The sequence below is a fragment of the uncultured Methanobrevibacter sp. genome (assembly GCF_902801725.1).
Lineage (GTDB): Archaea > Methanobacteriota > Methanobacteria > Methanobacteriales > Methanobacteriaceae > Methanocatella.
In genome coordinates this window covers 61,141-67,161 of record NZ_CADCJB010000012.1, presented here as the reverse complement: position 1 = coordinate 67,161, position 6,021 = coordinate 61,141, and the positions used below count along the sequence as shown (strand labels likewise).

Below are 6,021 nucleotides of genomic sequence, written 5' to 3'. Positions count from 1 at the left end.
AAATTGTGAGAAAATCTAATTCAACACAATCCTGATTTTTTGGAGAGTTGTATGTTTTGACTGTGACTTATTTTTAGGTGAACCTAAATTTCATCACCAATTATAATGTTGTAGTAAGTAGTATATAAAGCTTTCTATTTTTTTAGGCATACCTAAATTTCTTTTCAATGTAACCTATTATTCAAGATTTTGATTTAAGATTATAATTGGATGCGTCTAAACACTGTCCCAAAACAAAAATTAAAATGGATGTTTAAATATAATAATACCATAGATTCGGGAGATATTTTAAATGTTTGAAAACATGACTAAAACTAAAGTATATGCATATTTGACGGGAATTTTTTTTTGCTTTTATGATTGTGTCCAATATATTGGCTACTAAAACATTGGAAATAGAATTCATAGCATTGCCCTGTTCGATATTGGCATTTCCTGTATTGTTTATAGTAAATGATATCTTATCTGAAATATATGGATATGAGATGACCAGGGATGTTATCTATTTGGGTTTCGTCATTAATGTTTTGGCAATAGTTCTTTATCAGATTGCTATGATATTTCCTTCAAGCAGTCCTAATGCCTCAGCATTTGCATCACTTCTGTCGACAACTCCCAGACTCTTTATAGCAGGGCTTGTCTCCTATATGTTGGGCAATATTTTAAATTCAAAAGTATTGGTAAAAATGAAAGAAGGATACAATGACAAGCTATTCGTTAGATGCGTAGTCAGTACTGTAATAGGTGAATCTGTTGATTCTATCGTTTTCATTTCACTTTCATTCATTGGTGTCTTGCCGAATGATGTAATATTGGTCATGATTTGCTGTCAAATCGTATTCAAGCTCCTATATGAAATTATAGCTTATCCGTTAACCCGAAAGGTAATTTTTCATATAAGGACTTTGGATGATGGCGAACTGAAAGGTCAAGTTTAAAAAATGCCTTGTAGAAATCCGGCTGGAAATGGCATATTCACTTAAATTGTCGACTATGACGGCAATTCCATATGTTCCTGGCTGCTAAATTGTAAATTGCTGCTGGGGATGTTTTTCCAATTTTTTCATATTTTTGAATGATGTCAAATTTTTCTGATGAAAATTTCTTCTATTATGGATGTATAAGATTATAACTTTGTTATTAATTTTAATTATTCGGAATATATTCAAAATAATAAATAATATCAATAATAATTTTTAAAAAATTCTACATAAATAATCTTAATATAAAGTTTATTATCAAACTGTATAGTTTATATACTAGAAGGTATAATTTAGTAGTACTGCTATGAAAAATTTTTTTGACGGTGGTATTATGAATTACAAAAGATTTGGTATATTAGGTGCAATACTTTTAATAATTTGTGCATTGATGATGGTGACTGCAGTCAGCAGCACATCTAAAGCTACTGATGACAGCAATTACACATTGCAAATAAATTCCAGCGGAAAATGGAGATTGGACTTGACTGTAAATAATAAGTACACTTCCGACGAAGGCGTGGGATCCAAGACAATAGATTTGAACACTACTAATATAGACTATGCCAGTGTGACAGTAAACCAATATGAAAAAGGGCCAACAAATGTCTCATTGATTAAGGAAGGCAAAGTCCTTGAGGATGGAAAATCCGATGGTGACGGCGCAGAAACGATTTATTTCTATTATCAGGATTAATAAATCTCTTTTTTTCTTTTTTTATTTAATTCCATTAGTTTGGAGGTAAGATATGAAAAACAAATCATTTATAGCTTTTTTACTAATTTTTTTCTTTATCGGATTGGGTATGGTTTCAGCAGCTGACAATTCAACCGCAATAGGAGAAGATGAATCATTTGCGGTTGATGCAGGTCTAAGCGAAAATAACCTTCTTGGTGTTGCTGAAGATAAAGTTATTGAAGCTGCAGGCAATGATGACATTTTATCCGGAGAAATCACGGTTAATGAGGGAGATTCAATCCAGTCTGCAATTGACGTTGTTTCAAAGGAACTTTCAATCATAGGTCATGATTCAGTTTTAAAAGCAGATAAAAACGCTTTCAGGATTCTTCCAACTGCAAACAACACTTTAATTTCAGGATTCAAAATCATTGTTTCAGATATTGACGGAACAGGAATTCATATAAATGCAAGCGGCTGCAGAATAACAGGCAACACGATAACAGGCGGAAATATAGGTATCGGAACCGATAATTTCGTTTCAAATAAATCAGGCAAAATAGAAATAAGGGTAATCAACAATACGTCAATCATTGAAAACAATATTACCAACCTGAGCGGTGAGGGAATATCAGTCAATACATATAATCCTGTTGTTTATCGAAACAGGGTTACTAATGTTGTCAACTCCAGAGTAAACGGAACTGCCATTGGAATTAAGGTGAACGGCATTGGTGTCATATCGGATGACCTGGACGTTAGGGTGAATGATAACTACGTTTCGAATATACGGTCACTAAAGGACTCCGCCTACGGTTTTGACATAGGAGGAAACAGTGTTTTAGATACATTGAATATCTTTGAAGTGGGAGGTAATGTTGTAAGTAATGTTTCTGCAGCTGTTGAAGCATATGGAATCAACATTGGAGTTTTTTCACTGAACACAACACTGCCTACAGTTGACGTATCCGACCTTAAAGTCAGCCATATTTCAACAGGCAGTCATGAAAACGCTTCTGCAACAGGGTTAAGTGTTTCCATAACTACAATAGGTCAAAATGACACTTCAGATACATTTATTCATGACATTATCATTAATGATGTTGCATCATCGGGCAAAAACTCCAAGGCAATAGGAATCACTGCCACCGGAGTCGGACCTGCAGACCTGTATGTTTTTGATAATGATATAAGAAAAATTAGGGCAGCAAAACTGCTTACAGGAATATCAGCAACAGGAATAGACTACACAAACTTCAATTCTTTCATTGATGTTTCAAATAACAGCATTACCGATTTGAAGTCATCAGACATCAAGGCAATAAATGTAATGTCTCTTGGAAATGCAGCCATTAATAAAAATATCATATATGGCCTTAAATGTAAGAAGGCAACAATGATAACTGGAGTTACATTGAGCTTTGATTTGGACGGCTTCAATATAACTGTCCCGGCAAATGCAACAATTGACGAGATTATGGAATTCATAAAGGACCTCGGATCCAAGATGAACAATACCAGCTTTAAAATCAACGGCAATTTGACTGTAATAGGCAATAATTTAGAGGGAAGCGGTGTTGAAACAGGTTTTGCAGTTGTAAGACCTGCTAAAATACATTATAATCGTGCAGTCAATATGAAATACAATGTCGTAAAGGACAGCACCAGAAGGTTCATCCTTGAATCATATGATTACGACCCGGACATGTCCTCTGAAGAATTGGCTTACCTGCTTTTGAAGTCACAGGAAATGTTTGAAAACTGCACTGAAGAGGAACTGAGGAATATGAGCATTTCACTTGGAGCGTTTCTGGATACTATGTTTGGCAATTTGGACAATTCAACTGCAGGCATAGTTGATGCGAGATATAATTGGTGGGGAAGCAATTCAAGACCGTCCAGCGCCAAATTCAAAAACAACAAAGGGATCATTAGATATGATCCATGGCTTGTGATGCGCGTTAAGGCAAACCCGAAAGTCATCAAAAAGGGAGAATATTCGAAAGTCACTGTTGATGTATATACGGATTCATCCGGAGGAGACCATTCCTCTAATGCACGCATGTTTTTCTCAGGGCCGAGGGTTACATTGTCAAGCGATATTGGAAGTTTCAACGGCAAAAAATCAATCACTCTCAATTGGACCAACGGAAAGGCTTCTGCTTATTTGAGAGGTGATAAAAGCGGTTTGGCTAATGTAACAGCATCAGATTACGGAAATGCTTCCACTAAAGTTTTGATTCTTGGCAAAAACCATACTTCAGATTATGCAGATGATAATGTCAAAACGGTTCATGCAAAGGATAAATCCATGCCGGCTGCAGGTAATCCTGTTTTCTTGCTGGCGGTTGTAGTGATGCTTTTGAGTTCCGTTGGAATCTATAGAAAAAGATAATTTAAACATACTGCGGTTAATATGATTTAACTGCGCTTTTTTCTATTTTTTAAGTCATTAAAAAGAGTTTTTTGGAAACTCGTTTGAGTTTCCTTAAATTAATTTTTGAATTTCTTCACGAACTATCTTATTTACAAGTCCGCCGTCAGCTTTTCCCTTAAGCTGTTTCATGCACATTCCCATTAATGGACCCATAGCGCCCATCTGACGTTCCTTAACCATTCCTTCGTTGTTGGCTACAATTTCTGCAATGATTTTTTGAACATCCTCATCGCTCATCATGACAAGATTGTTTTTCTCGGCGATTTCGGCAATGTCTGCATCAGGTGTCTTGATGGTTTCGACTGCAAGCTTTCTTACACTGTCCTTGGCTATTTTGCCATCGGCAAGTAAAGTGAAGATTCCCTTGAAGTGATCGGCGGTAAGCACGTCAATGTCATGGCCTTCTCTTTTGATTTCCCTTAAATCATATGCCAGAAGTGAAGCAACAGGTGTTGCATCAACATCAACGTCAGCCAGGATGGCTTCAAACATGTCTGCTTCCTGCCTTTTTACAAGCTGTGTTGCCAGGTCTTCGCTTAACTTGTACTCTTCAATGATTCTGGCCTGTTTTACGTCAGGCAATTCAGGCAGGTTGTTTGCAATAGGTTCAATTCTGTCAGGTGTGATTTTAAACAATGGAATGTCTGTTTCAAGATACATCCTATTTGCAGTCGGAAGGGGTCTCATGTATTCTGTGTTGCCGTCATCAAGAGCTTTTCTTGTTTCTTCAACAACGCCTTCAAGACCTAATTGTGCTCTTCTTTTAACTTCTTCAAGAGCGGATACTGCAATGTCTTCGTCGTGGGCTACAATGATGAATGCGTCTTCATCACCGATGTTCAGGAAGTCAGCTACCTTATCAACCTCTTCCTGGCTGATTCCGTAAGCAGGCAATTCGTCTGAGTGGAAAATTCCTGCAACGCCACGTTTTTTGGCATAGCTTGCAATTTCAGTACCGAATCTTCTTCCAGGCTGTACTTCACGACCAATCAAACCGTCATAACCTTTGAGGACAACTGCCTTGATTGTTTCAGCGGATTTCAATATTTTTGATTCGGTGTCTTCAAGCACTTCATCCAAATCATGGATTTCTTCTAAAACTTCAGCATTTCTGGCGGTGAGTTCCTTTTTGATGTCAATTAAAGCCAATTGCCTGGTGACTTCACGATTTACAATTTCAGCCATCAAATCAAGGTCCTGAACACCCTTGATTTCCACACGTGCACCTTCGGCAATGGAAATGTTCAAATCCTGTCTGATTGTTCCAAGACCTCTTTTGACATTGGTACTTCTCAATATCTGACCGAGCATATATGCAACTTCCCTTACCTGATCTGGATGATGCATTGAAGGGTCTGTTGTAATTTCAGCCAATGGAATTCCAAGTCTGTCCAGTCTGAACTCGGTAAATCCGTCTTTGGTTTCAACTCTTCTTGCAGCGTCCTCCTCAAGACCAAGGCTTTCGATAACAACTCTTCCGTATGGGGTGTCAAGGTATCCGTCGGTTGCAACCATACCTGTTCTCTGGAAACCTCCTGTGTTACTTCCGTCAATAACCTGTTTACGCATGGTATGGAATTCATCTACGATGTTCATGTTCATAAGACATGCGATTGTAATACAAATGTCCAAAGCCTCATCATTAAGGCTGTGGGGTGGTTCATCATCGTTTTCAACTAAACAGGTATGTTTGGCAAAGTTTTCATATTTGAAATTCAATCCTCTTAAAGATTCCTGTAGGGCAGCCCTGTCGATTTCTCCAAGCTCAGATTGTGTTGGCCTTAATTTTCTTTGAACCAGTTCATCAAATTCATCATCAACAAGCTCTGTTTTACATGGACAGAATAACTTATGTTCGCTATTTAGCTGTTGGTGAATTTCAAGTCCCATTTTCAATCCTAATTTTTCGTAATCCATCATACCAC

Annotated in this window: 3 protein-coding genes and 1 pseudogene; 3 read left to right on the top strand and 1 reads right to left on the bottom strand. The window is 37.2% G+C overall.

Annotated features, from left to right (window positions below):
* Nucleotides 1–353: 353 nt before the first annotated feature.
* The 3 genes and pseudogenes from QZV68_RS03910 to QZV68_RS03900 all read left to right on the top strand — a co-directional run.
* A pseudogene (locus QZV68_RS03910) lies at nt 354–938 on the top strand (queuosine precursor transporter); the annotation flags it as partial.
* Between the two features lie 376 nt (nt 939–1,314).
* Nucleotides 1,315–1,677 carry a hypothetical protein gene (locus QZV68_RS03905; protein ID WP_296878790.1) on the top strand — a complete coding sequence of 121 codons (363 nt, stop codon included), beginning with the start codon at nt 1,315–1,317 and terminating at the stop codon, nt 1,675–1,677.
* A 52-nt stretch (nt 1,678–1,729) separates the two neighbouring features.
* Entirely contained in the window at nt 1,730–4,054 is a 2,325-nt protein-coding gene (locus QZV68_RS03900; protein ID WP_296878788.1) for a hypothetical protein, read from the top strand.
* A gap of 93 nt (nt 4,055–4,147) precedes the next feature.
* On the opposite strand, the gene gatE is transcribed toward QZV68_RS03900, so the two are convergent.
* Nucleotides 4,148–6,013 (bottom strand): Glu-tRNA(Gln) amidotransferase subunit GatE, encoded by a 1,866-nt coding sequence (gatE, locus tag QZV68_RS03895; protein WP_296878785.1) that lies wholly within the window; start codon nt 6,011–6,013, stop codon nt 4,148–4,150.
* Nucleotides 6,014–6,021: the final 8 nt, after the last annotated feature.